The sequence below is a fragment of the Nocardioides caldifontis genome (genome assembly GCF_008087345.1).
GTDB lineage: Bacteria > Actinomycetota > Actinomycetes > Propionibacteriales > Nocardioidaceae > Marmoricola_A > Marmoricola_A caldifontis.
Window position 1 is genome coordinate 63,279 of sequence record NZ_VHIB01000012.1, and the last position, 26,295, is coordinate 89,573.

Annotated in this window: 26 protein-coding genes; 18 read left to right on the forward strand and 8 right to left on the reverse strand. The window is 72.5% G+C overall.

What is annotated here, in order from left to right; translation table 11 throughout:
• Window positions 1–16 precede the first annotated feature (16 nt).
• From FIP57_RS18715 to FIP57_RS18735, 5 genes are all read left to right on the forward strand, one after another.
• Entirely contained in the window at window positions 17–457 is a 441-nt protein-coding gene (locus tag FIP57_RS18715) for an SRPBCC family protein (protein ID WP_148575073.1), read from the forward strand.
• Between the two features lie 8 nt (window positions 458–465).
• On the forward strand, window positions 466–1,665 hold the full coding sequence (locus tag FIP57_RS18720) for an ArsA family ATPase (RefSeq protein WP_148575074.1): 1,200 nt from the start codon (window positions 466–468) through the stop codon (window positions 1,663–1,665).
• A complete protein-coding gene (locus FIP57_RS18725; protein ID WP_148575075.1) occupies window positions 1,662–2,078 on the forward strand; it encodes a hypothetical protein in 417 nt (138 codons plus the stop codon). The genes FIP57_RS18720 and FIP57_RS18725 overlap by 4 nt, the downstream gene beginning before the upstream one ends.
• 159 nt (window positions 2,079–2,237) lie before the next feature.
• Window positions 2,238–2,789, forward strand: coding sequence for a TadE family protein (locus tag FIP57_RS18730; protein ID WP_162529867.1), 552 nt, complete (start codon window positions 2,238–2,240; stop codon window positions 2,787–2,789).
• Window positions 2,779–4,146, forward strand: coding sequence for a pilus assembly protein TadG-related protein (locus tag FIP57_RS18735; RefSeq protein WP_148575077.1), 1,368 nt, complete (start codon window positions 2,779–2,781; stop codon window positions 4,144–4,146). Before FIP57_RS18730 ends, FIP57_RS18735 begins: the two co-directional genes overlap by 11 nt.
• Before the next feature lie 39 nt (window positions 4,147–4,185).
• Here the strand turns inward: FIP57_RS18735 and FIP57_RS18740 are convergent, their stop codons facing one another.
• Genes FIP57_RS18740 through FIP57_RS18750 form a run of 3 tightly spaced genes read right to left on the reverse strand, consistent with a single transcriptional unit; the run spans window position 4,186 to window position 6,802 of the window.
• Complete coding sequence (locus FIP57_RS18740) at window positions 4,186–5,424, reverse strand: ornithine cyclodeaminase, nickel-pincer nucleotide-dependent (RefSeq protein WP_148575078.1); 1,239 nt, start codon at window positions 5,422–5,424, stop codon at window positions 4,186–4,188.
• 37 nt (window positions 5,425–5,461) lie between these two features.
• On the reverse strand, window positions 5,462–6,022 hold the full coding sequence (locus tag FIP57_RS18745; protein ID WP_148575079.1) for a hypothetical protein: 561 nt from the start codon (window positions 6,020–6,022) through the stop codon (window positions 5,462–5,464).
• Window positions 6,023–6,034: 12 nt separating this feature from the next.
• Window positions 6,035–6,802: an alpha/beta hydrolase gene (locus tag FIP57_RS18750; protein ID WP_238993589.1), complete on the reverse strand. Its 768-nt coding sequence runs from the start codon at window positions 6,800–6,802 to the stop codon at window positions 6,035–6,037.
• A 136-nt stretch (window positions 6,803–6,938) separates the two neighbouring features.
• Between FIP57_RS18750 and FIP57_RS18755 the strand changes: the two genes are divergently transcribed.
• From FIP57_RS18755 to FIP57_RS23370, 4 genes are all read left to right on the forward strand, one after another.
• Entirely contained in the window at window positions 6,939–7,703 is a 765-nt protein-coding gene (locus FIP57_RS18755) for a lysophospholipid acyltransferase family protein (RefSeq protein ID WP_238993590.1), read from the forward strand.
• 2 nt (window positions 7,704–7,705) lie between these two features.
• Window positions 7,706–8,851 (forward strand): MacS family sensor histidine kinase, encoded by a 1,146-nt coding sequence (gene macS / locus FIP57_RS18760; protein ID WP_148575080.1) that lies wholly within the window; start codon window positions 7,706–7,708, stop codon window positions 8,849–8,851.
• 96 nt (window positions 8,852–8,947) lie between these two features.
• A complete protein-coding gene (locus tag FIP57_RS18765) occupies window positions 8,948–9,589 on the forward strand; it encodes a response regulator (protein WP_148575147.1) in 642 nt (213 codons plus the stop codon).
• A gap of 2 nt (window positions 9,590–9,591) precedes the next feature.
• Entirely contained in the window at window positions 9,592–10,458 is an 867-nt protein-coding gene (locus tag FIP57_RS23370; RefSeq protein ID WP_162529868.1) for a hypothetical protein, read from the forward strand.
• 71 nt (window positions 10,459–10,529) lie between these two features.
• Here FIP57_RS23370 and glpK read toward each other — a convergent pair whose 3' ends face one another.
• Both glpK and FIP57_RS18780 read right to left on the reverse strand, forming a co-directional pair.
• Window positions 10,530–12,014 carry a glycerol kinase GlpK gene (gene glpK, locus FIP57_RS18775; protein WP_148575081.1) on the reverse strand — a complete coding sequence of 495 codons (1,485 nt, stop codon included), beginning with the start codon at window positions 12,012–12,014 and terminating at the stop codon, window positions 10,530–10,532.
• Window positions 12,015–12,046: 32 nt separating this feature from the next.
• Window positions 12,047–12,859: a DUF1028 domain-containing protein gene (locus FIP57_RS18780; protein WP_148575082.1), complete on the reverse strand. Its 813-nt coding sequence runs from the start codon at window positions 12,857–12,859 to the stop codon at window positions 12,047–12,049.
• 80 nt (window positions 12,860–12,939) lie between these two features.
• On the opposite strand from FIP57_RS18780, the gene FIP57_RS18785 reads away from it, so the two are divergent.
• The gene (locus FIP57_RS18785; protein ID WP_148575083.1) at window positions 12,940–13,968 is read left to right on the forward strand and encodes a 6-phosphofructokinase; all 1,029 of its coding nucleotides are present in this window, start codon (window positions 12,940–12,942) and stop codon (window positions 13,966–13,968) included.
• Window positions 13,969–13,980: 12 nt separating this feature from the next.
• On the opposite strand, the gene FIP57_RS18790 is transcribed toward FIP57_RS18785, so the two are convergent.
• Complete coding sequence (locus tag FIP57_RS18790; RefSeq protein WP_148575084.1) at window positions 13,981–14,445, reverse strand: hypothetical protein; 465 nt, start codon at window positions 14,443–14,445, stop codon at window positions 13,981–13,983.
• A 129-nt stretch (window positions 14,446–14,574) separates the two neighbouring features.
• Between FIP57_RS18790 and FIP57_RS18795 the strand changes: the two genes are divergently transcribed.
• From FIP57_RS18795 to FIP57_RS18805, 3 genes are read left to right on the forward strand one after another with little or no spacing between them, the layout of a single operon-like run.
• Entirely contained in the window at window positions 14,575–15,927 is a 1,353-nt protein-coding gene (locus FIP57_RS18795; RefSeq protein WP_238993591.1) for a class II 3-deoxy-7-phosphoheptulonate synthase, read from the forward strand.
• A 36-nt stretch (window positions 15,928–15,963) separates the two neighbouring features.
• Window positions 15,964–16,785, forward strand: a complete 822-nt coding sequence (locus FIP57_RS18800) for an SDR family NAD(P)-dependent oxidoreductase (protein ID WP_148575086.1) — start codon at window positions 15,964–15,966, stop codon at window positions 16,783–16,785.
• 29 nt (window positions 16,786–16,814) lie between these two features.
• On the forward strand, window positions 16,815–17,807 hold the full coding sequence (locus FIP57_RS18805; RefSeq protein ID WP_148575087.1) for a threonine aldolase family protein: 993 nt from the start codon (window positions 16,815–16,817) through the stop codon (window positions 17,805–17,807).
• 80 nt (window positions 17,808–17,887) lie between these two features.
• On the opposite strand, the gene FIP57_RS18810 is transcribed toward FIP57_RS18805, so the two are convergent.
• Window positions 17,888–18,493, reverse strand: coding sequence for a hypothetical protein (locus FIP57_RS18810; RefSeq protein WP_148575088.1), 606 nt, complete (start codon window positions 18,491–18,493; stop codon window positions 17,888–17,890).
• A gap of 111 nt (window positions 18,494–18,604) precedes the next feature.
• Window positions 18,605–19,075: an SRPBCC family protein gene (locus tag FIP57_RS18815; RefSeq protein WP_148575089.1), complete on the reverse strand. Its 471-nt coding sequence runs from the start codon at window positions 19,073–19,075 to the stop codon at window positions 18,605–18,607.
• Between the two features lie 125 nt (window positions 19,076–19,200).
• Here FIP57_RS18815 and FIP57_RS18820 point away from each other — a divergent pair, with 125 nt between their 5' ends.
• The 5 genes from FIP57_RS18820 to FIP57_RS18835 all read left to right on the forward strand — a co-directional run bounded on the left by FIP57_RS18820 (window position 19,201) and on the right by FIP57_RS18835 (window position 26,181).
• A complete protein-coding gene (locus tag FIP57_RS18820; protein ID WP_148575090.1) occupies window positions 19,201–21,768 on the forward strand; it encodes an FtsK/SpoIIIE family DNA translocase in 2,568 nt (855 codons plus the stop codon).
• 1 nt (window position 21,769) lies between these two features.
• Window positions 21,770–23,491 carry a helix-turn-helix domain-containing protein gene (locus FIP57_RS18825; RefSeq protein WP_148575091.1) on the forward strand — a complete coding sequence of 574 codons (1,722 nt, stop codon included), beginning with the start codon at window positions 21,770–21,772 and terminating at the stop codon, window positions 23,489–23,491.
• A gap of 122 nt (window positions 23,492–23,613) precedes the next feature.
• Complete coding sequence (locus FIP57_RS18830) at window positions 23,614–24,330, forward strand: OmpA family protein (RefSeq protein ID WP_148575092.1); 717 nt, start codon at window positions 23,614–23,616, stop codon at window positions 24,328–24,330.
• Between the two features lies 1 nt (window position 24,331).
• The gene (locus tag FIP57_RS23375; protein ID WP_162529869.1) at window positions 24,332–24,508 is read left to right on the forward strand and encodes a hypothetical protein; all 177 of its coding nucleotides are present in this window, start codon (window positions 24,332–24,334) and stop codon (window positions 24,506–24,508) included.
• Window positions 24,508–26,181 (forward strand): sunset domain-containing protein, encoded by a 1,674-nt coding sequence (locus FIP57_RS18835; RefSeq protein WP_476739180.1) that lies wholly within the window; start codon window positions 24,508–24,510, stop codon window positions 26,179–26,181. The genes FIP57_RS23375 and FIP57_RS18835 overlap by 1 nt, the downstream gene beginning before the upstream one ends.
• Window positions 26,182–26,295: the final 114 nt, after the last annotated feature.

The following is a 26,295-nucleotide window of genomic DNA, read 5'->3' on the forward strand; positions in this document are numbered from 1 at the left end:
CAGGAGGCCCGGCTCCATGGCCGACCAGACCAGCTCGAGCATCGTCATCGCCGCGCCACCGGCCGCGGTGATGGAGGCGATCGCGGACTTCGAGGCCTACCCGGAGTGGGCGCAGGGGGTGCACACCGCCGAGGTGCGCGAGACGTTGCCGGACGGTCGCGCGAAGGAGGTCTACTTCGAGATCGAGGCCACCCCGATCAAGGACTCCTACACGCTGGGCTACGACTGGCACGGGGACGAGTCGGTCACCTGGTCGCTGGTCTCCGGCAAGATGATGAAGAAGCTCGACGGCGCCTACGTGCTGCGGCCGACCGGGTCGGGCACCGAGGTCACCTACCGGCTCGCGGTGGAGGTCGGCATCCCGATGATCGGGATGCTCAAGCGCAAGGCCGAGAAGGTCATCGTCGACACCGCTCTCAAGGGGCTGAAGAAGCGCGTCGAGTCGCAGGTCGGCTGAGCTCGCCCGTGCGCATCATCCTCTTCACCGGCAAGGGCGGGGTCGGCAAGACCACCGCCGCCGCCGGCACCGCGGCCGTCGCGGCGGCCCGCGGGCGGCGCACCCTGGTGATGTCGACCGACACCGCGCACTCGCTCGCCGACGCGTTCGCGGTGCCCATCGGTTCGGAGCCGACACCGGTGGCCCCGGACCTCTACGTGCAGCAGGTCGACCCCCAGCGTCGGTTCGAGCAGTCGTGGTCGGAGGTGCAGCAGTACCTCCTGTCGGTCCTCGACGCCGCCGGCGTGGACCCGATCACCGCCGAGGAGCTCACGGTGCTCCCGGGCGCCGAGGAGGTCCTCGCGCTGCTCGAGCTGCGCCGCCAGGTGGTCTCGGGCCGGTGGGACGTCGTCGTCGTCGACTGCGCGCCGACAGCCGAGACACTGCGGCTGCTCGCGCTGCCGGAGGCGCTCGGGTGGTACATGGACCGGATCTTCCCGGTGGAGCGGCGGGTGGTCCGCGCGCTCAAGCCGGTGCTCGCGCGCGCGGCGGGGGTGCCGATGCCGCACGAGGCGGTCTTCGACGCCGTCGAGCGGCTCCACGCCGACCTCGAGCAGGTGCACGAGATCCTCACCGCCAAGGACACCAGCGTCCGGCTGGTGCTCACCCCGGAGAACGTCGTGGTGGCCGAGGCACGCCGGTCGCTGACCACGCTGTCGCTCTTCGGCTACCGGGTGGACGGTGTGGTGGCCAACCGGGTCTTCCCCGCCGAGGGCGCCGACGCGTGGCGGGAGCGGTGGGTACGCGCCCAGCAGTCGGTGCTCACCACGGTCGAGGAGTCGTTCGTCGGACTGCCCGTGTGGCGTTCGGCGTACCAGGACAGCGAGCCGGTGGGCGTCGCGCAGCTCGACGCGTTCGCGCGGGCGGCGTACGGCGAGGACGACCCGCTCGCGGCGCCGCTCGGCGAGGAGCCGCTGGCCGTACGCCGGACCGCCGAAGGTGCCGTGCTGCGGCTGTCGCTCCCCTTCGCCGAGCGGGGGGACGTTGACTTGGCCCGCCACGGCGACGAGCTGGTGGTGACCGTCGGCTCCTACCGGAGGGTCCTCGCGCTGCCGGCCGCGCTCCGCCAGCACGTCGTCCGCGGGGCGAAGGTCGACGACGGGGCGCTGCGGATCCGGTTCGCCGCGCCTGCGGAGCCGGCGCGGCCGGCAGAGGAGGGTGGAGAGTGAGCGGGACCGACGAGAGCCCCGGGGCCGGCGAGCCGCTGGGCAGCGTGGCCGAGGAGGCCGCGAAGCTCTTCGACGCGCTCCAGGGCTGGGCCCGCGAGAACGGCGGCGACGCGGCGGGCGCGGCGGCGTCCGGGCTGGGCGCCCGGCTCAAGGAGATCGACGAGCACCTCGCCACCGGGGGAGCGGAGTGCACGTGGTGCCCTCTCTGCCGGACGGTGGCGGTGGTGCGCGAGACCAGCCCGGAGGTGCGCGCCCACCTCGCCACGGCGGCGAGCTCGCTGCTCCAGGCGGGCGCTTCGTTGCTGGAGGCCCACGCCCGGAAGGCGGCCACCGAACCCTCGGGAGTGGAGAAGATCGACCTCGACGAAGGGGACGACTGGCCGGACGACGAGGGCGGCTGGGACGCCGAGTGATGGCGGACCCCTCGACCGCGTGACGCCGGCCGCGCCCGGACGAACGAGTATGAGCGATTAGGACATATGCGGCGGAAGCATCACCTATCGTGATCAACGACTGACGGTAGCCCGGTGCTCGGGCAAGGACCGTCGCCGTGAGCCATGAAAGGTGGGGTTATGCCGAGCTTGCCGGGCCTGCGTGGCTGCCGACGTGCCTCACGTTCACGCTCGCAGCGGGGAGCGTCCGCGGTCGAGCTGGCGCTGGTCAGCTTCATCTTCTTCCCCCTCATGTTCGGACTCATCGACTACGGGATGTGGTTCAACGACTCCTTGAACGCGCGCCAAGGTGTTCGAGAGGCGGCTCGACTCGGCGTGGTGCAGGAATTCGGCGCTGGTTGCACCTCCTCGAACAAGATGGAGTGCTTGAAGCAGATCGTGAAGTCCGAAACCAGGGCTGTTGCCGGTCAAACAGCGGTCAAGGTCCTCGTGCCAGAAGGCTGGAGCAGGCGAAAGCCCCTCATCGTGTGCGCTGCGATCAAGGAGACGGGCGTGACCAACCTGACGCCCCTGCCCAACGACGGGGTCATCGTCGCCGAGACGCGCATGTCGATCGAGGTCGACACCCCGCCACAGCCTGCCCTCACGCCGGGGACGTCCGTCGAGGATCCGTTCCCCGGCGCGACCGGCTCATGGGCGTGGTGCGGCAAGGAGGACGACGATGACGCGTGAGGTCTCGCGTCGCGCTGAAACAGGAGCAGTGGCGATCGTTGCTGCGGCTCTCGCGCTCGTGCTCTTCGGTCTGGCCGCCCTCGTGGTCGACCTGGGTCTGGCCCGGGACACCCGGCGGCAAGCGCAGAGTGCCGCCGACGCAGCGGCTCTCGCTGCGGGGAACGCCCTCTATGCAACGAGCATGACGCCGAACTTCGCGGCGGCCGTGGACGCAGCCAAGGCTTACGCCGAGGAGAATTATTCGTTCGACTCCTCGCAGTGGAGTGCTTGCGCGGACCCGTCGCCGCTCGCCTATGTCCCGTCAGCTGCGCATGGCTGCATCTCCTTCAACAACCCGACCAAGCCCACGACGGTCCGAGTGGTCCTCCCCTCACAGAAGGTCAACACCCTCTTCGGTGCCGTTGCGGGCATTCACGAAGTAGAAGTGAGTGCCCTCGCTGAGGCGTCATGGGAAACGGACTCCAAGTCGGAATGCGGAGTCTGTGTCATCGGGGAAGGGCCGCACGAACTGCAGAACGGTGAGCTCTCACTGTCCGGCGGGTCAGACATTCATTTCAACGGCGACGTCTGCGTACAGCAGAACGGTGAAGTGGAGGTTGCCGCCACGGACGGTGGACAGGTCCTCATCGAAGGACAGGCAATGAATGGTGCCGGCGGCTGCAAGGACGGCCCCGAGCAGTACCCGAGCGGCCATACCGAAGGCGCGCTGCCCGTGAGCGACCCCCTCGAGCTGCTCGCTCTTCCTCCACCGGGGTGGGATGCGCTTCCTACGAAGGCGGCGACTCAGAACGCATGCGCGACTGGCGGTGGCCCAGGCGTCTACGGATCCCTCAACATCCCGCAGAACGCCGTGTGCAACCTCTCGCCGGGCCTGTATGTCGTGACCGGACAGAACCATTCGTCGGCTAATGGCACCGTCGTCAACGCCCTCGGAGTCACCCTCTACTTCGCTTGCGGTGACCGCTTGGCTCCCCGCGCGTGCTACCAGAACGGCGAGGAAGGCGGCGACCTTCTCTTCACCGGGAACGCGGTGCTCAACCACAGTGCGCCGACGTGCCTCGAGGTCCCTGCCATTCCGAACTGCGAAGCCATCAAGGGACTGTCCATCGCGGCGGACCGCAACAACACCTCCGCCTTCAGCTGGCGCGGCAACGGGAGCGGTCAGGAATCGTCGGGCACGATCTACCTGAAGAGCGGTTCGCTCGACTACCGCGGCAACGGAACCGGCACGGTCGTCGAGTCACTCATCGTGGTCGACACGCTGACCAACAGCGGGAACAATGCAGGCCTCCAGGTCAAGTACACCGGCGACAAGAATGTGCGACTTCCCTTCGCGAATCTGCGACTCACCAAGTAGAGAAATGCGGTAGGAGGACGGCTCGGCCAGGTCGACCGCTCACCGCCCGGCGTACGACGGGACCAGCTCGCGGGTCAGCTGCTCGATGAAGAGCCCGACGTCGGTGACGATGCCCCGCGCTTGCGAGGAGCCCCGGTCCGCGAGCTTGGTGACCGACGCGGGGTTGATGTCGACGCAGACCAGGGGGATCGAGGCCGGCAGGATGTTGCCGGTCGCCACCGAGTGCAGCGTCGTGGCGACCATGACGCAGAACCCGACGTCCTCCAGCGCCGCCCGCATCGCGCGCTGCCCCTCGATCACGTCGCTGTAGACGTCGGGCAGCGGCCCGTCGTCACGGACCGAGCCGACCAGCACGAACTCCTTGCCGCCCTTGACGAGCGCGTGCATGATCCCGCCCGTCAGCACCCCCTTCTCGACCGCCGCGGCGATCGAGCCGGCCTTGCGGATCTCGTTGATCGCCCGGATGTGGTGCTCGTGGCCGTGCTCGACGCCGTGCCCCTGGTTGAGGTCGATGCCGAGCGAGGTGCCGTAGAGCGAGGCCTCGATGTCGTGGGTGGCCAGAGCGTTGCCGGCGAAGAGGACGTCGACGAAGCCGGCCTCGGTCAGCGCCACCATCGCGGGCGCCGCCCCCGTGTGCACGACCCCCGGGCCGCCGACCCACAACACCTTCTTGCCGGCCGCCTTGGCGTCACGGATGCCGTCGGCCACCTGGCGCACCAGCACCGCCTGGGGCTTCTCGCTGGAGACGTCGGACTCCATGAAGCCGAAGACGACGCCCGACCGCACCTCGCTCGGCGCCGCGACCTCGATCCCCGCTGCGCCGACGACGATGCGCATCCCCGCCTTCACGTCGACCATCGGCACGGTCCGGACCCGCAGGGCCTCGCCCTCGCCCTCGACGAGCAGCCCACAGTCCATCTCCGGGTTCTCCACCTCGACCCAGCGGCCGTCGACGCGCACCTTGGTCGCGAGGTTCGTCGTGGAGTAGAAGCCGTCCGGGAAGACCCCGTCCTGCTCGGCCACCGCGGTCTCGGCGGCGCCCGGGTCGACCTGGTTGAGGCCGCGGGTCTGGATCCGCATCAGGAGCCGCTGCAGCGCCTCGTCGTCCTCGGCGGTGACGGTCAGCGTCGCGTAGGACAGGTCCTGCTGCTCGTGGCCGACGTCGAACCGGTCGATCGTGTAGTCGGCGCCGTACTCCTTGATGTCGTTGAGCACCCCCGACAGGATCCCGCTGTCGATGAGGTGTCCGGTGATCTCCACCTGCTCGCTGGCCGCCAACGCTGGCTCCTCCTCGCTCGTCCGGTCCGTGCGCCCCTCAGACGACCGCGCCGTCGTCCCCCGACCAGTCGTCCGGCGGTCGTGGCCGCATCGTGGCCACCAGGTAGCCGAACCCTCCGACGAAGGCGGCGACCAGGAAGAACGCCACCCACCCCGGGATCGTGACCTGGAGGACGACGAGCAGGAGCGCCACGACCGGGGTCCCGAGCAGGCCGGCCCAGGCCAGCCGGCGGGGTGGGTCGACGGTGGGGAGCGGCGGCGGGGGAGGCGGCACGAAGTGGCCCTCGTCGTCCCACGGCACCGGCGCTCCCGTACGCCGGTCCGCCGGGCCGTCCTCCGGCAGCACGTCGTGGAGGGGCTCCGGACCGGGCTCCGCGTCGGCCGGGTCCGCGACGGCCTGGTCGGAGGCGGCGTCCTCGACTGCCTCGTCGCCAGCCTCGTCGCCAGCCTCGTCGCCAGCCTCGTCGCCCCCGGGGTCGCTCGGCTCCCAGTGGGCCACGATCTCCGCGAAGGCGGCATCGAAGTCCAACCCCTTGTCGGGGTCCTCGGGGCGGGGCTCGGGAGTCACGGCAGGCTCGTCGGGGTCGGGGATGCTCATGCGCCGTCGACGCTACCCCTCGGTGCGAGCGCGGATGAACTCGGCGCTGACGGTGAAGATGACGCCGGCGTCGTTGTCGAGGGTCGCCACGTGGTAGCTGTCCTCGAGGATCCGCTCCTCCAGGTCACGGCTGGAGACCGTCGTCATGATGGTGCGCCCCGAGGAGGGATCGATGACGTGGTCGACGCGCGAGCGGAACATCAGCAGCGGCTGCGTGACCTCCGGCAGCCGCTGCTCGACGACCCGCATCCCCTGGAACAGCGAGTGCAGGGCGCGCAGCGGGGTGCGTCGGTAGCCGCGCTCCTCGACGCCCTCCTTCTTGATGTCGCTGGCGATCCCGGGGAAGGACGGGACGACGTGCTTGAGCACCGGGAGGAGCTTCACGTCCTTGCGGGTGGAGGTGACGAACGGGTTGACCAGGACCACCCCGCTCACCTCGCGCCCCTTGTCGACCGCGAGGTTCAGCGCCAGGCAGCCGCCCATCGACAGCCCGGCGACGTACACCTCGTCGCAGTCGGTCTGGAGCTTCTCGAAGGCCCGCTCGGCCTCGGCGTACCAGTCGGCGTAGGTGGTGGTGTTGCACTCCTGCCAGGTCGTGCAGTGGCCCGGCCAGCGGGGGACCGAGACGGCGTACCCGCGCTCGTGGAGGTACTCGGCCCAGGAGCGCATCGACGACGGGCCGCCGGTGAAACCGTGGCACAGGAGGACGCCGGTGCGGCGGCCGTCGCTGCGCGGCTGGGCAGGGGCGGAGAAGGCCTCGTCTTCGGGGGCAATGCGCACGTCGGAACTCCTGAGGAGATGGGCCCGGGGAAGGTTCGGGGGCGGGTCCGGGGCCGCAGGAGGATCGTCGCACGGGCGCGGGGGTCAGGCTAGGGTGTGACGGCGCGAACGGCGCGCCGGACGCGATCGCCAGGAGGTGGAAGACCGCTTGTTCTACTGGTTCCTCAGGTGGATCGCCCTCGGCCCCCTGCTCAGGCTCGTCTTCCGCCCGACGGTCGAGGGGATCGAGAACGTCCCGGTCGAGGGGCCCGCGATCCTGGCCAGCAACCACCTCTCCTACGCCGACTGGCTCTTCATGCCGCTCACGCTCAACCGCAAGGTGACCTTCGTGGCGAAGGCGGAGTACTTCACCACCCCCGGCATCAAGGGATGGTTGCAGAAGACCTTCTTCTCCGGCGCGGGGCAGGTGCCGATCGACCGCTCCGGCCGCGACGCCGCAGCCGGGGCACTGCTCTCGGCGAAGCGGGTGCTGGCGTCGGGCGGGCTGTTCGGGATCTACCCCGAGGGCACCCGCTCCCACGACGGCCGGCTCTACCGCGGCAAGACCGGCGTCGCGAAGCTTGCGATCGAGACCGGTGTCCCCGTGATCCCGGTGGCCGTCGTCGGCACCGACGTGGTCGCGCCCCCGGGGAAGACCTTCGGGCGCTGGACCCGGCCGCACGTGCGGTTCGGCAAGCCGCTGGACTTCTCGCGCTACGAGGGGCTGGAAAACGACCGGTTCATCCTGCGGTCGGCCACCGACGAGATCATGTACGAGATCATGCGGCTCTCCGGCCAGGAGTACGTCGACATGTACGCCAGCCGGGCCAAGGCGCTCGACAAGGAGGCCGCCCGCCGCGGCTCCGGTGACGACTCGGGCGACGCCGGCGACGGTGGCTCGGCGGGGCTCAAGGCGTCCTGACGGTGGCGGTCCGCCCCGGCCCGGACCCGGAGGCTGCGGCCGACCAGGTCGAGACCACCCTCTTCCGTGCCCTCGGGGTGCTGCGGCTGGTGGTGCTGGTCTACGCACTGGCCCTCAACCTCGCGCGCTTCGAGGAGTTCACCCGCCCGCGGCTGCTCCTCGTGCTGCTGGGAGTCATGGTGGTGTGGACCGGCTTCGTGTCGTGGGCGTTCGACGCGCCGCGCCGGCGGGGGCTCCCGCTGTACGTCGCCGACCTCGGCGTCGCCGTCGGCCTGCTGCTCTGCACGCCGCTGGTGGAGTCCGAGGCGATGCTCGAGCGGCACGCGTCCACCGTGCCGACCTTCTGGGTGATCCCTGCCGTGCTGGCCTGGGCGGTCGGCCGCCACTGGGTGCAGGCGCTGGGTGCCGCCGCGGTGCTCTCGCTGGCCGACCTGTCGGTGCGGGTCGAGGCCGCCGGACGCACCTGGGGCAACATCTTCCTGCTGCTGCTCGCCGCGGGTGTGGTCGCCTACTCCACCCGGACCCTCCGGGTGGCCGTGGAGATCCGGGCCCGGGCCGAGCGGGAGGCCGCCGCGCACGCCGAGCGGCTGCGGCTGGCCCGTGCCGTGCACGACGGCGTGCTCCAGGTCCTGGCGCTGGTGCAGCGGCGGGGGACCGAGGCAGGCGGGTCGATGGCCGAGGTCGGCCGGCTCGCCGGTGAGCAGGAAGCCGCGCTCCGGGCGCTGGTGCAGGCCCAGGACCACGTCGACGCCGTGGACACCGGCGGGGGGTCCGTCGACCTGCTCGAGCTGCTGCCGGCCGCGCCGTACACCGTCTCGGGTCCGGGCCGCCCGGTCCCGATGCCCGCACCCCGCGCCCGGGAGCTCGCGGCGGTCGTCGCCGCCTGCCTGGACAACGTGCGGCGCCACGTCGGGGAGGATGCTCCTGCCTGGGTGCTCGTGGAGGACCTCGGCGGCTCCGTCGTGGTGACGGTGCGTGACGAGGGGCCCGGGATCCCGCCAGGGCGGCTCGACGAGGCCGAGCGGGAGGGGCGGCTGGGCGTGCGCGAGTCGATCCGGGGCCGGGTCGCCGACCTCGGTGGGGAGGCCCGCCTGGTCTCGGCGCCCGGGCAGGGCACCGAGTGGGAGCTGGTCGTGCCGCGCGGCTGAACGGCTGGTCGGGCCGCCGGTCGGAGGCCGCGGAGCAGGTGGCGGTCCTACGATCGGCCCGTGACCTCCCAGCCGGCAGCCGAGTCGTTGCGCGTCATGGTCGTCGACGACCACCCCATGTGGCGGGACGCGGTGTGCCGCGACCTCGAGGCCGCCGGGCTCGAGGTCGTCGCCACCGCGGCCACCGGCGAGGAGGCGCTCGTGCGAGCCCGTGCCACCCGGCCTCAGGTGGTCGTCCTCGACCTGCAGATCCCGCCGCCGAGCGGGGTGGAGGTCACCGCCACGCTGGTGCAGGACGACCCGACCGTGCGCGTGCTGATCCTCTCCGCCTCCGGCGAGCAGGGCGACGTGCTCGACGCGGTGAAGGCCGGCGCCACCGGGTACCTCGTCAAGTCCGCCTCGAGCGCCGAGCTCCTCGACGCCGTACGCCGGGTCGCCCTCGGCGACACGGTCTTCACCCCCGGGCTGGCGGGGCTGGTGCTGGGGGAGTACCGCCGCCTCGCCGAGGGGCCCGAGGCGACCGGCGGCGACGGGACGCCCCGGCTGACCGAGCGGGAGACCGAGGTGCTGCGGCTGGTCGCGAAGGGGCTGAGCTCCAAGCAGATCGCCGAGCGCCTGGTGCTCTCGCACCGCACCGTGCAGAACCACGTGCAGAACACCCTGCGCAAGCTGCAGCTGCACAACCGGGTGCAGCTGGTGAGGTACGCGCTCGAGCAGGGGCTCGACGAGGAGCACTGAGCGTGGCCTCGCTCCAAGAGATCGCCGAGGAGCTCTACGGGTTGGCTCCCGAGGAGTTCACCGAGGCGCGGACCCGGGTGGAGAAGGAGGTGCGCTCGTCTGGCGACCGCGCGCTCGCCAAGCAGGTCAAGGCGCTCCGGCGCCCGGCGCTCCCGGCGTGGGCGGTCAACCAGCTCGTCCGCGAGCGCGCCGACCTCGTCCACCAGGTGGTGGCCCTCGGCGAGTCGCTCCGCGAGGCGCAGTCGCTGCTCCAGGGCAATGCGCTGCGGGAGCTGACCAAGCAGCGGCGCCGGCTCGTCGCGGCGGTCACCGCGCAGGTGAAGGAGGTCGCCGCCGGGCGGGGGCAGCGGCTCAGCGACGCCGCGACCCGCCAGGTCGAGGAGACCCTCCAGGCCGCGATGGCCGACCCGCGGGCGGCCGAGGCGCTCGCCTCCGGGCTGCTCGCCCAGCCGCTCAGCTCGACGGGGCTCGAGTCGCTCGCCGAGGTGCTCGCCGTGGTGCCCGACGAGCCACGGACGGAGGCGCCGTCCGGACCACCCACGCTCACCGTCGTCCAGGACGACGAGCGGCCACTGCGCGAGGCGCAGGACCGGGTCGAGGCGGCGGGGAAGGCGGTCCGCAAGGCCACCAAGGCGCGCGACAAGCTCCGTGAGAAGCGCGAGAAGGCCCAGGCGAAGGTGCTCCAGCTCGAGGCGGAGCTCGACGAGCTGCGCCGGCAGGTGGCCGAGCTCGAGGGTCACACCGAGGACGCCGCGGAGGCGGTCTCCGAGCTCGACGAGGAGCTCGAGGGTGCGGAAGCCGAGCTGGCGGAGGCCGCCGAGGAGGCGGAGGTGGCCGCCAAGGAGCTGAAGAAGCTCAAGAAGCGCTGACCGGCTCTTATGCCGTGCAGATGAGCTGTCTCCGGGCCGGTCCAGGACCCAGCTGCACCGGATGAGGGTGGCTAGTCGGCCCAGCCCTTGGCCCGCTCGACGGCCCGCCGCCACCGGGCATGCGCGTCGTCGGCCGCCTTCCGGTCGCCGCTCGGCTCGAACCGCCGGTCGAGGCTCCAGGTGTCCCGGAGCTCGTCGGTCGAGGACCAGACGCCTGCGCCGAGCCCCGCGAGGAACGCTGCGCCGAGGGCGGTGGTCTCGACCATCTCCGGCCGCTCCACGGGTACGCCGAGCTGGTCGGCCTGCAGCTGGCAGAGCAGGTCGTTCGCCGACGCGCCGCCGTCGACCGTCAGCGAGGTCAGCGACACCGACCCGGGCAGCGTCTCCACGACGTCGCGGACCTCGAAGGCGATCGCCTCCAGGGTCGCCCTGACGAGGTGGGCGCGGGTGGTCCCGCGGGTGACGCCGATGATCAGGCCGCGCGCGGTCGGGTCCCACTCGGGCGCCCCCATCCCGGCGAGCGCCGGCACGAACACGACCCCGTCGGTGCTCTCCACGGTGGACGCGATCGCCTGGGTCTCGGCGGCGGAGCCGACGATCTGCAGCCCGTCACGGAGCCACTGCACCGCCGCCCCGGTCACGAACACCGCACCCTCGAGCGCGTAGGTCAGCTCGCCCTCAGGGGAGCGCCAGGCCGCGCTGGTCAGGAGCCCGTCCGCGCGGACCGGCTCGGTACCGGTGTTGGTGAGGATGAACGACCCGGTGCCGTAGGTGCACTTGGTGTCGCCGACGTCGAAGCAGGTCTGGCCGAACAGCGCCGACTGCTGGTCGCCGGCGAGCCCGCTGACCGGCAGCTCGAGCCCGAGGAACGACTTCGGGTCGGTGGTCGCGATCTCCCCCCAGTTCGGCACGATCTCCGGCAGCGCGCTGCGCGGCACCCCGAAGAGCTCGCACAGCTCGTCGCTCCAGTCGCCGGCCGCGAGGTCGAAGAGGAGGGTCCGGCAGGCGTTCGAGACGTCGCTGACGTGCCAGGTGCCGCGGGTCATCCGGGCGACCAGGTAGGACTCCACCGTCCCGATCGCGTAGCGGCCGTCCTCGACCAGCGCCCAGGTGTGCGGCTCGTTCTCGGTGAGCCAGCGCAGCTTGGTGCCGGAGAAGTACGGGTCGATCCGGAGCCCGGTCAGCTCCACCACCCGCTCCTCGTGCCCCTGGTCGCGCAGCCGCCTGCAGAGCTCGGCGGTGCGCCGGTCCTGCCAGACGATCGCGCGCCGGGGCGACCCGAGGGTCTCCCGGTCCCAGAGGACCACGGTCTCGCGCTGGTTGGTGATCCCGACCGCCCGGAGGGGCGGGCCGTCCTGCCGCTCGTACGACCGGACCGCGGAGCGGCACGCCTCGAGCGTGGCCTGCCAGATCTCCTCGGGCGAGTGCTCGACCCACCCCGGTTTCGGGAAGTGCTGGCCGAACTCCTCGTAGCCCTTGGCTGCGATCGTCCCCTGCTCGGTGACCACCAGCGCGGTGACCCCGGTGGTCCCGGCGTCGATCGCCAGCACGCTCATCCATCGGCTCCTGTCGGCAGGGGAGAAGGTCGCTAGTGCGGTGCGCGGAGGATAGCGAGGACGCGCTCGTCCACCCAGTCGTCGCCGACGCGGAGCTCGAAGTTGGCGAAGCCGACCCAGGAGTAGAAGTCGGCGTGGCCGAGGGCCTGCGCCCGCTCCTCGAGCTCCTCGCGGAGGACGTCGTCGACGGGGACCTTCTCCTCGTCGGTGGACGGGGTGAGGTACAGCTCCTGGAGGGTGAGCAGCCGGCCGAGCTCGGCGCACGGGTCGGGGTGGTCGTCGACCCGGAGGTCCACGTCGATGTCGTCGCCGCCGCCGTACCCCGCGCCCTCGCGGACCACGAACAGCGAGGCCGCCTGACGGCCGCGGATGTCGCCGCCGGCCTCGTCGCCGGCCACGAGCGCGGCGAGGAGCTGCCGCGCGAGCCCCGCGCCCGGGGGCGCCGCCTCGAACGCCTTCTGCATGTTCTCGACGACCTCGGGGCCGGCGAGCAGGTTCCCCTGGATCGTGTACCCCGTGCCGGTGACGCCACCGGCCCAGTCGAGGCAGCCGGCGCCGGTGTAGTTGGCCGCGGCGCCCTCGACGTCCACGATCCCGACCTGGCGGTAGTCGCGCCCCTCGTCGTCCTCGATCATCCGCTGCAGCGCGACCTCGGCGGTGGCGCCCTCCTCGAGCATCGCCAGGCCGAGCCCCTTGTAGGCGACGTTCGCCTCGGCCTGGGTGGTCAGCGCGCCGATCCCGGCGACCGCGGCGGGGCAGACCGAGCCGACCGCGAGGAAGCGCGAAGCGACGGCGACGCCCCAGGACTCGCCGTCCGCGGAGCGCGCCACGATGGAGAACGTCATGCCCGCACGGTACTGACGGGCACGGTCGCCCCGCGAATCGCCCACTGGAACGTTCCAACCGGCGTCGCTACGGTGGCTCCATGCGAGTTGGTGTCCTCACCGGTGGCGGCGACTGCCCCGGCCTCAACGCTGTCATCCGCGCCGTCGTCCGCAAGGGCGTCGGGACCTACGGCTTCGAGTTCGTCGGGTTCCGCGACGGCTGGCGGGGGCCCCTGGAGAACGTGACGTGCCCGCTCGGCGTCGACGAGGTGCGCGGGATCCTTCCGCGCGGCGGCACGATCCTGAAGTCGTCGCGCACCAACCCGTTCAAGATCGACGGCGGCGTGGAGCGGATCAAGGAGAACCTCGCCGCGAACGGCGTCGACGCGCTGGTCGCCATCGGCGGCGAGGACACCCTGGGGGTGGCGACCAAGCTCGCCGACCTCGGTGTCGACGTCGTCGGCGTCCCGAAGACGATCGACAACGACCTGTCCGGCACCGACTTCACCTTCGGCTTCGACACCGCGGTCAACATCGCCATGGAGGCGATCGACCGGCTGCACACCACCGCGGAGTCGCACCACCGGGTGCTCGTCGTCGAGGTGATGGGGCGGCACGCGGGGTGGATCGCGCTCCACGCCGGCATCGCCGGCGGCGCCAACATCATCCTGCTGCCGGAGAAGCCCTTCGACATCGAGAAGGTCTGCGCCTACGTCGAACGCCGCTTCGAGACCAACTTCACCCCGATCGTCGTCGTCTCCGAGGGGGCCGTGCCGGTCGAGGGCGGCGAGATGACCCTGCAGAGCGGCGAGGTCGACGCGTTCGGCCACGTCCGGCTCGGCGGCATCGGCGACCGGCTCGCCAAGGAGATCGAGCAGCGCACCGGCAAGGAGGCCCGCGCGGTGGTCCTCGGCCACGTCCAGCGCGGCGGCACGCCGACCGCGTTCGACCGCTGGCTCGCCACCCGCTTCGGGCTGCACGCGATCACCGCGGTCGCCGACGGCGACTACGGGAAGATGGTCGCGCTGCGCGGCAAGGACATCGTCCGGGTGCCGCTCGTCGAGGGCACCGGCGAGCTCAAGCTCGTCTCGCCCGAGGAGTACGCCGAGGCCGAGGTGTTCTTCGGCTGACGGCGGCCCGGGTCAGGACAGGATGCTGCGGATCCGGTCGTTGAGCAGCGACCGGACGACGGCGCCCTGGACGCCCCGGCTGCACATCCGCGGTGCGCCCACGGCCAGCACGCTGCGCTGCGAGAGCCACAGCACCGCCTCGACGCCGGGCTGCACGAAGAGCGCGTCGTCGAGCCGGGTCGGCGCCTCGTCGTCGTAGAACCGGTCGAGCTCGCGCTGCGAGAAGACCCGCCAGTGGAACGGACCGTGGCGCTCGTTGGCGCGCGTGCCGTCGATCCACAGGGCGTCCGGCGTGGGGACCACGGTCAGGCCGCCCGCGGCGACGACGTCACGTACGAAGACCCAGCCGCTGCCGTCGGCCAAGGGGATCTCGTGCTCGAGCAGGTCCTCGATGTGCCACTCGCACTGGCAGGTGCCGAGCGACGGGGGGTGCCACGCCTCCACGGTCGGAGGCCGCAGCCGGTCCAGCATTCCCATGCCGAGGAGGGTAGGGGAGCTATGCGGCCGATGTCCGAGTTTTCGGAGGGTTCGGTGGGCTCCTCAGGGCCCGTTCTCGGACACTGGCCACCGGGAGGGCGGTGTGCGTGTCCGGCGTACCCTGGAGCGGTGCAGATCCCCGACCTGACCACCCTCCACGAGCAGGGCGCCGCCCAGCAGCCGTCGTGGCCCGACCGAGACGCCCTGGACGCCACCGTCGCCCGGCTCCGCAAGGTGCCGCCGCTGGTGTTCGCGGGGGAGTGCGACGACCTCAAGGGGAAGCTCGCCGCCGTGACGCGGGGGGAGGCGTTCCTGCTCCAGGGCGGCGACTGCGCGGAGACGCTCGAGGGCGCGACCGCGGAGAACGTCCGCGCCAAGCTGCGCGTGCTGCTGCAGATGGCGGTCGTGCTCACCTACGCCGCGTCCGTGCCGGTGGTGAAGCTGGGCCGGCTCGCCGGTCAGTACGCCAAGCCCCGCTCGTCCGACACCGAGACCCGTGAGGGCGTGACCCTCCCGGCGTACCGCGGCGACGCCGTCAACGGCTTCGACTTCACCGCCGAGGCCCGCACCCCCGACCCGCAGCGGCTGCTGGACGTCTACAACTCGTCCGCGTCGACGCTGAACCTGGTCCGCGCGTTCGTCACCGGCGGGTACGCCGACCTGCGCCAGGTGCACACCTGGAACACCGACTTCGTCCGCTCCTCGGCGGCGGGGAAGCGCTACGAGCGGCTGGCCAACGAGATCGACCGGGCGCTGACCTTCATGAAGGCGATCGGGGCCGACCCCGACGAGTTCCACCGGGTCGACTTCCACTCCAGCCACGAGGCGCTGATCCTCGAGTACGAGCACGCCCTCACCCGCATCGACAGCCGCACCGACCTGCCCTACGACGTGTCGGCGCACTTCCTGTGGATCGGTGAGCGCACCCGCCAGCTCGACGGAGCGCACGTCGAGCTGCTGAGCCGGATCCAAAACCCGATCGGCGTGAAGCTCGGCCCGACGACGACCCCCGACGACGCGATCGCGCTGGCGCAGAGGCTGAACCCGGAGAACGAGCCGGGCCGGCTGACCTTCATCACCCGCATGGGGGCCGGCAAGATCCGCGACGTCCTGCCCGAGCTCGTCGAGAAGGTGACCGCGGCGGGTGTCCAGGTGGCCTGGGTCTGCGACCCGATGCACGGCAACACGTTCGAGGCGTCGTCGGGGTACAAGACCCGCCGCTTCGAGGACGTCATGGACGAGGTCCAGGGGTTCTTCGACGTGCACCGTGCGCTCGGCACCTGGCCCGGCGGGCTCCACGTCGAGCTCACCGGCGACAACGTGACCGAGTGCGTCGGTGGTGGCGAGGAGCTGCTCGAGGCGGACCTCGCGAACGCCTACGAGTCGGTCTGCGACCCGCGGCTCAACCGGGTGCAGTCGCTCGAGCTCGCGTTCCTCGTCGCGGAGATGCTCAGCGAGGTGCACGGCCCGGTCGAGGTCTGAGGGTTCCGGCCGGGCACGTGGGGGTAACCGGTCGACATGACCACTCCCACCTCCGACCTCACCTCCGACGCTGCCCCGCTCGCCGTCGTCACCGGTGGCTCCAGCGGCATCGGCCTCTCGCTCGCCCGTGGGTTGCTCCGGCGCGGCCACGACGTCGTGGTGGCTGCCGAGGACTCCGAGCTCGCGACCGCGACGGAGGAGCTGCGCGCCGGAGCCGGTGACCGCGAGGTCATGGCGGTGCCCGCCGACCTGTCGATGCCGGAAGGCGTCACCGCGTTGTACGACGAGGTGGCCCACCTCGGCCGTCCCGTCGACGTGCTCGCGCTGAACGCCGGGATCGGGGTCGGCGGACGGTTCTGGGAGACCTCGCTCGAGGACGACCTGCGGCTGGTCGACCTCAACGTCCGCTCGACCGTCCACCTCGCCAAGCTCGTCGTCCGTGACATGGTGGCGCGCGGCTCGGGGCGGGTGCTGGTGACGGCGTCGATCGCGGCGAAGGCGCCCGGGCCGTACCACGCGACGTACGCGGCTTCGAAGGCGTTCGTGCACTCGTTCGCCGAGGGGATCCGCCACGAGCTCTCGGACACCGGCGTCACCGTGACGTCGCTGATGCCCGGGCCGACGGACACCGAGTTCTTCGAGCGCGCCGACATGGAGGACACCAAGGTCGGGTCCGGGAAGAAGGACGACCCGGACGACGTCGCCGAGGACGGGCTCGATGCGCTGTTCGCCGGGAAGGACCACGTGGTGGCAGGGTCGGTGAAGAACAAGGCGATGGCCGCGGCCTCGTCCGCATCGCCGGACCGCGCCGCCGCCGCGACGATGGGGCAGATGACCAAGCCCGGCTCGGGGAGCTGACCCGCGCGCTTCTTCCGTAGGCTGCGCGGGTGATCGACCTGCGCAGCGACACCCTGACCAAGCCGACCGCCGGGATGCGTCAGGCGATGGCCGGCGCCGAGGTCGGGGACGACGTCTACGGCGAGGACCCCACGGTCAAGGCGCTCGAGGAGCGGGTCGCCGGGCTGCTCGGCAAGGAGGCGGCGCTGTTCTCGCCGACCGGCTCGATGGCCAACGTGCTCGCCGTCCGGTCGCTGGTCGGGGTGGGTCAGGAGGTGCTCTGCGAGGCCTCCGCGCACATCGCGCGCGCCGAGCTCGGGGTGCACGGGGCGGTCACCGGGCTGACGATGCGCACCTGGGTCGGGAAGCCGCTGGACCTGGTCACGATCCAGTCGATGTACGCCCCCGACATGGGGCCGTTCTTCGTCGCCACCCGGGCGATCTCCGTGGAGAACACTCACAACTTCGGTGGGGGAGCGGTGGTCCCGCTCCCCGAGCTGGAGGCTCTTCGGGAGTTCGCGGACGAGCGCGGGCTCGGGGTGCACCTCGACGGGGCCCGGCTCTGGAACGCCCACGTGGCGACCGGGACCCCGCTGGCGTCGTACGGCGCGGTGGCGGACGTGGTGGCGGTCGCGCTCAGCAAGGGGCTCGGGGCGCCGGTCGGCTCGCTGGTCGCCGGGACCGCGGAGACGATCGCCGAGGCGAGGGTCTGGCGCAAGCGGCTCGGCGGCGGGATGCGCCAGGTCGGGATCCTCGCGGCGGCCGGGCTGTACGCCCTCGACCACCACGTCGAGCGGCTCGCCGAGGACCACGAGCACGCGCGGCTGCTCGCCGAGGTCTGCGGCGTCGACCCGGCGACCGTCGACACCAACATCGTCGTCGTCCCGATGGCCGACCCGGCCCGGGTCGTCGCCGCGGCGCGCGAGGAGGGGGTGTTGGTCTCCGCCGTCGGCGCGACGTCCCTGCGGCTGGTGACCCACCTCGACGTGACCCGTTCCGACGCCGAGAAGGCGGCCGCCGTCCTCGCCCGCCTCCTGGGTTGACCCGCCCCTCGTGGCGCGCGGGCGGGTGTTGAGCCGCCCCTCCTGGCGCGCGGGTTGGTGTCGAGCCGCCCCTCGTGGCGTCACGGAGGCGGGCGGAGCCCCAGGTCGGCGAGCTCGAGCAGGGCGAGCCGGCGTACGACGAGCGGGTCTCGCTCACGCCACGCCCCCGCGGGGTCGTCGCTGACCTGGGCGAGCCGGTGCATCGGCTGGTTGGTCAGCGCCCGGAGCGCGAAGAGGTCGAGGTCGGCGGCCCCGTCGACGAACCGCTGTCCCGCCGTCGCCTCGCGCACGAACCTCCACCGCAGCGGGACGTAGACGGCGACCGCGAGCAGGATCGGGATCGCGCCGACCGCGAGGGCGAGCCAGGTCGCGAGCTGCTCGACCGCCTCGACCTGGGAGGCACCGGCCCCGGCCAGCTTGTCGGCCGCGTCGCCGGCGCCGGAGAACGGCGACTCGAGCCGGTCGCCGAGCAGCGGGGCGTCGTCCACCGCGTTGCCGGCGTCGCGGAGCCGCTCGGCGAGCCCGTTGCCCGCCGACTCGATCTCCTCACCCGGGCGGGCCAGGAGCATCACGGTCTCGTGCACCAGCCGGGCGAACGCCACCCACGCGACGATCCACAGGGCGAGGAGGAGGTCTCCGGCGACCTGGCGGGTACGGCGGACCGGCGCATCGGCGTACAGCTTCATCCCGGAATGCTTCCCCGCGACAGCACCCCGACGCAGCCGACCCGGACGCGCGCCACGAGGGGCGGTTCGACACCAGGGCGGCGCGCCACGAGGGGCGGTTCGACAAGAGATTCAGTCGGCGGAGGACGACTCGGCGCGGCGGGCGATGTCCTCGAGGTCCTGGTTCAGCAGCCGGCTGGTGAGCGCGGCGCCGACCCGGCCGAACACCGTGACGGTCACCCGTTGCAGCAGCGTCGGGTCGGGGTGGCTCGCCCCGAAGCAGACGCTCAGCTCGGTGCCGTCGGCGATGGGCTCCAGGGTGAAGACCGTCCGGTAGAGCACCCCGGTCGACCGGGACTCGATCACCGTCCGCCGGGGCGGGTCCGAGCCGGTGACCTCCATGGTCTGGGTCTCCTCCTTGCCGAGGATCCTCCGGGTCTCGGCCCACCGCGTCCCGACGTCGTACGACGCCCCCTCGAGCACCTCCACCCGCGTGACCCCGCGCAGCGTCCGGGGTGCCCCCTCGAGGTCGGTCAGCACCCGCCACACCTCCTCGGGAGAGGCGTGCACGACCCGGGTGACGGTGAGCTCTCGACCGGCCATGGGGTGAGACTAGGCGCGCCCGCCGACAAGGTGCCGACGGCTGTCGCATTCGTCCGGGTTCGCCGCCCTCCCGACCCGGCGTGTGATGCCTGTGACTGGTGTGGTGATCCCGTAGATTCGACGCCATGGCGACCCGTACGTCTTCCCCGCCGGCGTCGCGCTCCTCCGGATCCTCCAAGAGCTCCGGCGGTTCGCGTTCCCGGTCGTCCGGTAGCCAGTCCCGCCGCACCACCTCGAAGAGCAGCAAGGGCAGGTCGAGCTCGGCCCGCCCTGCTCCGCGAGCAGTGCGCAACGGGCCTGGCCCCGTGTACCGGCTCTTCGCGGCGCTCGGCCGTGCCCTGAAGGCGTTCTGGCTGGGGCTGGCCCACGGTGTCGGGGCGGTGGTCCGCCGCGTCGGCCACTCGGCCCGGGAGCTCGACCCCGAGCACCGTCGGGACGGCGTCGGCCTGTTCCTCATCGCGCTCTCGGTCGTCGTCGCCGCCTCCGTCTGGTGGCGGCTGCCCGGCGACGTGGGGGAGACGACCCGCACGATCGTCAACGGCTCGGTCGGGCTGCTCGGCTGGTTCGTCCCGCTGGTGCTCCTCGGTGCGGGGGCGGTCACGATGCGCAACCCGGATAGCACCGGTCCCGCCGGCCGACAGGTCATCGGCTGGGGCTCGCTGGTCTTCGGGCTCCTCGGGCTGGTGCACCTCGCCAACGGCAGCCCCGACGGCCAGGACACCGACGCGCTCGAAGGCGCCGGCGGTGCGATCGGGTTCGTCATCGGCTCGCTGGCCACGGACCTGCTGCAGACGCCGTACGTCGTGGTCCCGATCCTGACCCTGCTCACCGTCTTCGGCCTCCTCGTGGTGACCGCGACGCCGCTCTACCAGGTGCCGTCGAAGCTGCGCTCGCTCCTCGGCCGGCACCCCGAGCCCGCCGCCGAGGCCGCGCAGGTCCCCGAGCAGGCCAGCCCGCTCAAGCGGAGCCGCCCCCGCCGCCGGGTCGGCTCGATGGCGGTGGAGGGCGACGAGTTCACCCCCGAGGGCGACCCGGCCTACGACAGCCCCGTCATGGTCGAGCCGGGACTCGACGAGCTCGACCAGCGGAAGAAGCGCGGCAAGAAGGCCCCGGACCCCGTCGACGTCGCGCAGGCGGTCGGCAAGGACGAGCCGATCGGCGAGCCCGAGCCGCCCCCGCACACCCCGCTCCCGCCGCGCGTCGAGCAGCTCGCGCTCTCCGGCGACGTCGCGTACTCGCTGCCGAGCAACGAGATGCTCAAGGCCGGCAGCCCGCACAAGGCGCGCACGAAGGCCTCCGACGACGTCGTCGAGCGGCTCACCCAGGTGCTCGAGCAGTTCGACATCGACGCCCAGGTGACCGGCTACACGCGCGGCCCGACGGTCACCCGCTACGAGGTCGAGCTCGGCCCCGCGGTGAAGGTCGAGAAGGTCACCGCGCTCGGCAAGAACATCGCCTACGCGGTCGCCAGCGCCGACGTGCGGATCCTCAGCCCGATCCCCGGCAAGTCGGCGATCGGCATCGAGATCCCCAACACCGACAAGGAGATCGTCTCCCTCGGTGACGTCCTGCGGTCGGGCAACGCCCGCAACGACCACCACCCGATGATCGTCGGGCTCGGCAAGGACGTGGAGGGCGGCTTCGTCGTCGCGAACCTCGCGAAGATGCCCCACCTGCTGGTCGCCGGCGCCACCGGCTCCGGGAAGTCGAGCTTCATCAACTCGATGATCACCTCGATCCTGGTCCGCTCCACGCCCGACGAGGTCCGGATGATCATGGTCGACCCGAAGCGGGTCGAGCTGAACGCCTACGAAGGCGTCCCGCACCTGATCACGCCGATCATCACCAACCCGAAGAAGGCGGCGGAGGCGCTCGCCTGGGTGGTGCGCGAGATGGACATGCGGTACGACGACCTCGCCGCGTTCGGCTTCCGTCACGTCGACGACTTCAACAAGGCCGTACGCGCGGGCAAGGTGACCCCGCCCCCGGGCAGCGAACGCGTGCTCGCGCCGTACCCCTACCTCCTGGTGATCGTCGACGAGCTCGCCGACCTGATGATGGTCGCCCCGCGCGACGTCGAGGACGCGGTCGTCCGGATCACCCAGCTCGCCCGCGCGGCCGGCATCCACCTGGTGCTCGCCACCCAGCGGCCGAGCGTCGACGTGGTCACCGGGCTGATCAAGGCCAACGTGCCGTCGCGGCTTGCGTTCGCCACCTCGAGCCTCTCCGACAGCCGGGTCATCCTCGACCAGCCGGGTGCGGAGAAGCTGGTCGGCCAGGGTGACGGGCTGTTCCTGCCGATGGGGGCCTCGAAGCCGGTCCGCGTCCAGGGCTCATGGGTCACCGAGGCCGAGATCCACCAGGTGGTCAAGCACTGCAAGGAGCAGCTGCAGCCGAGCTACCGCGACGACGTCACCGCCCCGGCGGCGTCGAAGAAGGAGCTCGACGACGACATCGGCGACGACCTCGACCTCGTGGTCCAGGCGATCGAGCTGGTGGTGTCGACGCAGTTCGGGTCGACCTCGATGCTCCAGCGCAAGCTCCGCGTCGGCTTCGCGAAGGCGGGCCGGCTGATGGACATCCTCGAGAGCCGTGGCGTGGTGGGGCCCAGCGAGGGCTCGAAGGCACGCGACGTCCTGATCAAGCCCGACGACCTCGACGAGGTCATCGCCACGTTGCAGGGAGAGCAGTGACATGAGTGCACAGCCGCTCGAGAACGTCCCCACCCTCGGTGGCGACGAGGACCGCGGGCCCGGCAACGAGCTGACGGCGTCGCCCGAACCGGTAGAGGTGCGCCGCAACGGGGCGGTCTCGGCGGTGATCGGCGCGGCCGCCTCGGCGATCGCGATCGCCTACCTCTGGCGGGCGACCGAGACCGGTGCCGCTCTCGACTGGCTGCTCTGCGTGGTGCTCGCCGTCACCGCGGTCGGCTTCCTCCGCTCGCTGCTCGACGGCCGGGCGCCGCTGCTCGTCGCCGACGAGATGGGGGTGCGCACCCGGTTCGGCGACCAGTGGCGCGGGCTGCCCTGGGAGGCCATCGAGAAGGTCGTCGTGCAGCCGCGCAAGGGGCTGCTGCACGACGGGCGGCTGGTGGTCTCCCTGCACCACGTGCAGCGGGCGGCCGAGGGGCTCGAGGGGCGGGCGCTGCGTGCGGCCCGGCTCAACCAGAAGGTGTACGGCGCCGCGATCGCCGTCCCGCTGGGGATCACCACCCGGGTGACCGGCGAGGGCGACCTCGGCGACCGGGTGGCGGCGCTCTCCCAGGGACGCGCCGAGGTCGTCACCCTGCTCGCCACCCCCGGCGACCCGGTCCGGGCCGAGGAGGTCGCGCTCGCCCCACCGGCAGCGCCGGTCGTCCCGGAGCAGTCGGCCCCCGAGGTCGAGGAGCGCCCGGTGATCGTGGACGACGCCGAGCCGGTCACCGAGCGGCGGCCGCGCTGGCTGCGCCGCTCCGCCGACCGCGCGCCCGTCGAGGAGCGGACCGGGGACGAGGGCGACGAGCCCGCCGGAGCCGTCGCCCGGACTGAGGACGACGACTCCACCGGGCACACCGCGCCGCTCCGGGTGATCGACGCCGACGCCCCGGCCGTGCACCGGTCGGGCAAGGTCCGCGCCATCGCGCGCATCGGGGAGCCGGTCGCGCCGCTGGTCATCGAGGACTTCGAGCCCGAGCCGGCGTACGACCCGGTCATCGGCCCTGAGCTCGCCGCCGCCCGCAACCGCGTCGGGCTCAGCGTCGACGAGCTCGCCGAGCGGACCCGGATCCGACCGCACGTCATCGAGTCGATCGAGGTCGACGACTTCACGCCCTGCGGCGGCGACTTCTACGCCCGCGGGCACATCCGTACCCTCGCCCGGGTGCTGGGCAAGGACCCCGCGCCGATGCTGGCCCAGTTCGAGGCCCGCTACGCCACCGCGCCGGTCAACGCCCGGCGGGTGTTCGAGGCCGAGCTGGCCACCGGGATGCACGGCAGCATCCGGAGCACCTACGGCGGACCGAACTGGGCCCTGCTGATCGGACTGGTGCTCACTCTCGTGCTGGTCTGGAGCGGGGTGCGGCTGTTCGCCGGCGACGGCGAGGAGCTGCTCCAGACGCCTCCGCCGGTGCTGAACGGGTCGGGCGGGCTGAGCAATGCCTACGGCGAGCCGCCGAAGCGGCAGGTCGGTCCGCAGCCGGTGCCGACGACGCTGACCGCGGTCGACGCGAGCGCGCACGTCGAGGTCCGCGACAAGGACGGCGAGCTCGTCTTCGAGGGCGACCTGGTCATCGGCGAGGTCAAGCGCGTCGAGGTGCTCCCGCCGATCACGGTCAGCAGCGACAACGGCGGCGCGGTCTCGGTCATCGTGGGGCAGCAGGACATGGGGTTCCTGGGGGAGCCCGACGAACCGGCGACCCAGGTGTTCCAGCGCCCCTGACCCCGGCGGGCTAGGTAAAGCGTTTCGCCCGTTTTCGCCCGTTCAGGGGTGGTTCGACGGTACCGTCGATGCGATCGTCCAGCGTCCGCTGGCCCGCACGTCGGCGTTGAGCAGGAGCCCCCATGGAGACCACGACGGAGCCGGCGCCTCCCGCTCCGCCCCAGCTGCGAGTCGTGGAGAAGCACCGGGTGCGACGTCCGCTCGCCGCGGCCTTCTGGGTCGTGGCGCTCGTCGTACCCCTCGGCCTGGCCGCCCTCGTCGGCGCGGTCAGCGGGCCCGACCTCGAGTCGGCCCTCGTCGACGACGCGCAGACGGCGCTGGAGAAGGCCGGGGTCACCGGGGTCCGGCTGGTGGCCGACGGCCGCCAGGTCGTCGCCGAGGTGCCCACCGGGACCGACGCCGGCCAGGTCCGCACCGTGGTCGGCGACGTGCCAGGCGTGCTCGCGGTGCGCACCGAGTCGGTCTACGCCTCCGCCAAGGAGGCCCGCGCCTGCACCGACCTGCAGGCCAAGATCGACCGCGCCACCCGGAACCAGCGGATCCTCTTCGCCCCGGGGTCGGCGCAGCTGACCTCGGCGGGACAGGGCATGGCCCGCGAGACCGGCCGGCTCCTCGCTGCCTGCGCGTCCGCCTCGGTCGTGGTCGGCGGCCACGCGGATGGCGACACCCCCGACGGCGCGAACCTCTCGCTGAAGCGCGCCAAGGGGCTCGCCGCCGTCCTCAAGCAGGCCGGCGTCGCGAAGAACCGGATGGACCTCCGCGGCTACGGCGACCAGTTCGAGGTCGCCGAGCAGCGGGCGCAGAACGAGCGCGGCTCCGTCGTCGTGAAGGAGGGCTGAGGTGCTGTTCCTCTACGGAGAGCTGCTGGTGCTCCTCCTCGTCTCGTTCGGTCTCGGCGCCGCCGCCGCGGCGGTGGCGCTGCGGGCCGTGGTCAAGCCGCTGCCGCCCGAGCTGGCCGGCAGCGTGGTGACCAAGGAGTCCGTCCCTGAGCCTGACGCAGGGAGTGGTACGCCGTGATGTGGCTGATTTCCCAGGTCTGGTGGGCCCTGGCCCTCTCGGCCGGTGCAGGCGCGGCCGTCACCGTGCTGTTCTCCACCCGCCGTGTGGTCGTCGAGCGCTGGGTCGACGCCCCCGCTCCGGAGGCCCCCCGCACGCCGGAGCCGGCGGAGCAGGAGCTCGCCGGGGTGGGTGCGGGAGCCGCCGCCCGCGGCTCCGCGGCCACCGTCCTGGACGAGCCGGAGTCGCCCTTCCCGGTGGTCGGCGGTGGCCGACCGTGGGAGGAGGAGGAGCTCTGGTCCCGCCCGGCCCGGGTCGCCGCCTCGTCCGGCCGCAAGGCCGAGAAGCGGGACGACTGGTCGGAGGCCGCCGAGAACTGGCGCGACTGGGCCGGTGTCGCCACCGGCAAGGTCGCGGTGCCCGCCGAGGAGCGGGCGTCGCGCCCGTGGGACTCGCGCCCCTCGGACCCCTACGCCGTCCCCTCGTCGGACGCGTTCGTACCTGGTGCCGACGAGGTGCCCTTCCCGTTCGGCGCTCCCGCCGGTCGCGAGGCCGCGGAGGACCCGTTCCCGTACGCCGAGCCCGTCGACCCCTTCCCCTACGCCCGCCCGGTCGAGGCCGGCGGCGCCCCGGACGACCGCGACGACGACCGGGAGGCGGAGGAGATCCGCCTGGCGCTCGAGCTGCGGCGACGTGAGCGCGAGGAGGCCGAACGGCTCGAGCGTGAGCGGCTGGAGCGTGAGCGTGCCGAGGCGGAGCGGTTCGAGGCGGAGCGGCTCGAGCGCGAGCGGGCCGAGATCGATCGGCTGGAGCGTGAGCGGGCGGAGGCTGCGCGGGCTGAGGCCGAGCGGCTGAAGCGTGAGCGCGCTGAGGCTGCGCGGGCTGAGGCCGAGCGGCTGGAGCGTGAGCGGGCCGAAGCCGAGCGTGCCGAGGCTGAGCGTGCCGAGGCTGAGCGGCTGGAGCGTGAGCGCGCCCAGGCGGAGCGCGCGGAGGCGGAGCGAGTCGAGGCCGAGCGGCTGGAGGTCGAGCGGGTGGCCCGGTTGGAGGCGCAGCGTGCCGAGGCTGAGCGGCTGGAGCGTGAGCGCGCCGAGGCGGAGCGCGCGGAGGCTGCGCGGGCTGAGGCTGCGCGGGCTGAGGCTGCGCGGGCTGAGGCCGAGCGGCTGGAGGCCGAGCGGCTGGCCCGGTTGGAGGCGCAGCGTGCCGAGGCCGAGCGGCTGGAGCGCGAGCGCGCCGAGACCGAGCGTGCGGAGCGGGAGCGTCTCGAGTCCGAGCGGCTCCTGCGGGAGCGTGCGGAGGCGGCCCGGCTGGAGAAGCAGCGGCTGGCCCGGCTGGAGAAGCAGCGCCAGGAGGCGGAGCGGCTCGAGCGTGAGCGCGCCGAGGCCGAGGCGGCTGCCGCCGCGGCGACCGGGGACGCCGCAGAGGACGCCGACGACGAGGACGACGGCGCCTGGCGGAAGGGGCCGTACGGCCCCGGATCGGCGTACGCCCCCTACGACGGCAGCGCGCCGCCGGGCTACTCGGTCAAGGGCCACGTCGCGACCAAGACCTTCCACACCCGGCGGTCCCGGCTCTACGCGCGGGCGCAGGCGGACGTCTGGTTCGACACCGAGGAGTCGGCGGAGGCCGCCGGGTTCGTGCGGTGGGACCGGCGGGGGACCTCGCTGGGCACCGTGGTGACGCCCGGCGAGGAGTGAGCCGCGGCACCACGGGTGCTGAACCCCACACCCGCGTCACGTCGCGCGGATTCGTGGGCCCGTCGGGGAGCCGTCATACTCGACGGTAGTGACTTCCTCCACCCCTGACCTCGC

Excerpts from the sequence above, each read along its gene's own strand:
- glpK (WP_148575081.1), bottom strand. The coding sequence starts at position 12,014 with ATGAGCGTGCTGGCGATCGACGCCGGGACCACCGGGGTCACCGCGCTG.
- FIP57_RS18825 (WP_148575091.1), top strand. The coding sequence starts at position 21,770 with ATGAGTGCACAGCCGCTCGAGAACGTCCCCACCCTCGGTGGCGACGAG.
- FIP57_RS18745 (WP_148575079.1), bottom strand. The coding sequence starts at position 6,022 with ATGAGCATCCCCGACCCCGACGAGCCTGCCGTGACTCCCGAGCCCCGC.
- FIP57_RS18820 (WP_148575090.1), top strand. The coding sequence starts at position 19,201 with ATGGCGACCCGTACGTCTTCCCCGCCGGCGTCGCGCTCCTCCGGATCC.
- FIP57_RS18785 (WP_148575083.1), top strand. The coding sequence starts at position 12,940 with ATGCGAGTTGGTGTCCTCACCGGTGGCGGCGACTGCCCCGGCCTCAAC.
- FIP57_RS18780 (WP_148575082.1), bottom strand. The coding sequence starts at position 12,859 with ATGACGTTCTCCATCGTGGCGCGCTCCGCGGACGGCGAGTCCTGGGGC.
- FIP57_RS18730 (WP_162529867.1), top strand. The coding sequence starts at position 2,238 with ATGCCGAGCTTGCCGGGCCTGCGTGGCTGCCGACGTGCCTCACGTTCA.
- FIP57_RS18765 (WP_148575147.1), top strand. The coding sequence starts at position 8,948 with ATGGTCGTCGACGACCACCCCATGTGGCGGGACGCGGTGTGCCGCGAC.
- FIP57_RS18815 (WP_148575089.1), bottom strand. The coding sequence starts at position 19,075 with ATGGCCGGTCGAGAGCTCACCGTCACCCGGGTCGTGCACGCCTCTCCC.
- FIP57_RS18830 (WP_148575092.1), top strand. The coding sequence starts at position 23,614 with ATGGAGACCACGACGGAGCCGGCGCCTCCCGCTCCGCCCCAGCTGCGA.
- FIP57_RS18800 (WP_148575086.1), top strand. The coding sequence starts at position 15,964 with ATGACCACTCCCACCTCCGACCTCACCTCCGACGCTGCCCCGCTCGCC.
- FIP57_RS18715 (WP_148575073.1), top strand. The coding sequence starts at position 17 with ATGGCCGACCAGACCAGCTCGAGCATCGTCATCGCCGCGCCACCGGCC.
- FIP57_RS18835 (WP_476739180.1), top strand. The coding sequence starts at position 24,508 with ATGTGGCTGATTTCCCAGGTCTGGTGGGCCCTGGCCCTCTCGGCCGGT.
- FIP57_RS18810 (WP_148575088.1), bottom strand. The coding sequence starts at position 18,493 with ATGAAGCTGTACGCCGATGCGCCGGTCCGCCGTACCCGCCAGGTCGCC.
- FIP57_RS18790 (WP_148575084.1), bottom strand. The coding sequence starts at position 14,445 with ATGGGAATGCTGGACCGGCTGCGGCCTCCGACCGTGGAGGCGTGGCAC.
- FIP57_RS18735 (WP_148575077.1), top strand. The coding sequence starts at position 2,779 with ATGACGCGTGAGGTCTCGCGTCGCGCTGAAACAGGAGCAGTGGCGATC.